Genomic DNA, 1,419 nt, shown 5'->3' with positions numbered 1-1,419 from the left:
TTTTTATGTTATCTGAACTATTCTTTGCAAGAAGAAATAATAAATTTTTGTTTTCTATCTACAGTTTTGATTTATCAATGGTCTGTGATTCTTCTACAACATAATTAACATGATCTTCTGCTGCTTATTCATAAACTTCATTTTTAATATTTCGGTATTCTATAAATGTTAATATTATCATTACAACATCAAAAATTGTTAACACTATAAGCCATGCCGAATGACTAAGCGTATAACGATATATTTGATATATAATAAATAAAGCTAAAGAAAATATAGTAAGTGGATAAGCAAATCTCTTTTTCTTCCACAACACAATAACAAGAACTAATTTTATTATTCCGTGAGATATCAAATAAAAAACGCCAAAATATTGAGCACTCAAATTAAACCCTAAACTTGATTTTACAATAAAATTTGCAATAATATCTCTTGGATCTTCTGATAACTCATGTTGCGTTAATAAAACAACTATCTTACTTAGTCTATGTGGATTTAAAAATACTAATAAAGTTCCACCTACCATTTGTAGTATTGCATCGATTCCTTTTAACAATATTCCGATTTTAAAGCTTTTGTGAAGTATATTATTTTTTTTATTAACTATCATTATTTTTTCTCCTCAACGTTACATTTGACTTTAGTTTCATTATATTATTTATTTTAATATTTATATTTTACTAAAAGTTTATTAAATTATCATTAAATTACAAACAGGATTTTGCCAATAATTAAATTTATATCATGAATAATTTAAATCCCTCTCCAGTCTGTATATCATATCTACTATAAGGGTCTGGAAATATTGCTACATTTAAATTTACAAGTATAGCATTTCTAATTTTCTTTATTTTCACAACTTATATATGTACTTTTTCATATATTAATTATAAAAAGTATGAAAGTTGTGAGATAAAATCTTCTCTTTTTTTGCTGGTATATCCAGATTGACTTAACTCCCTTAACACTGAGGAATTTGCATATTCATTTGCAACTTTTATAAATTTCTGAGCTATCTGTACACTAAACTCAACTTTCTCTTCAAGCCACTTCCCTTCTTCTCCATGTAGTAAATTTTCTTTTAATTTAATAGGTTTTCTTATCTATCTCAATAATATTTTGTGGGGATTTGTTATTTCTTATCGTCTATATAAATAAAAACATAATCTTAGACAAACGAAGAAAAGTATATGAAACTAAAGAAAACAAAATCTACTGTAACTTATAAATTTTCTATTGCGTACTTAGCAAAACTAAGAAACACTTATTATTAAAATTTACATATTCTAATTGATTTTATTTTATAGATAGTGTATTATTTAACTATAACAATGTATTACTTAAATAACTATATAAAACTATATTATGTGAAGGGGAGATATTAATTATGATATATTTTTGGATAAACTTAGTATTTAC

The 1,419-nt window shown here is 24.0% G+C and carries 2 protein-coding genes; both read right to left on the bottom strand.

All coding sequences use genetic code 11. The features are described from left to right. Positions 1 to 124 precede the first annotated feature (124 nt). Positions 125 to 610 (bottom strand): DUF2127 domain-containing protein, encoded by a 486-nt coding sequence (locus RH99_RS17970; protein WP_010241714.1) that lies wholly within the window; start codon positions 608 to 610, stop codon positions 125 to 127. A 277-nt stretch (positions 611 to 887) separates the two neighbouring features. Beyond that, entirely contained in the window at positions 888 to 1,091 is a 204-nt protein-coding gene (locus tag RH99_RS20070) for a DUF3102 domain-containing protein (protein ID WP_373854749.1), read from the bottom strand. Positions 1,092 to 1,419 lie beyond the last annotated feature (328 nt).

Origin of the sequence: Clostridium arbusti SL206, from assembly GCF_000246895.1 — a bacterium.
Taxonomy (GTDB): Bacteria; Bacillota; Clostridia; order Clostridiales; family Clostridiaceae; genus Clostridium_I; species Clostridium_I arbusti.
This window is presented reverse-complemented; position numbering and strand designations above follow the sequence as displayed.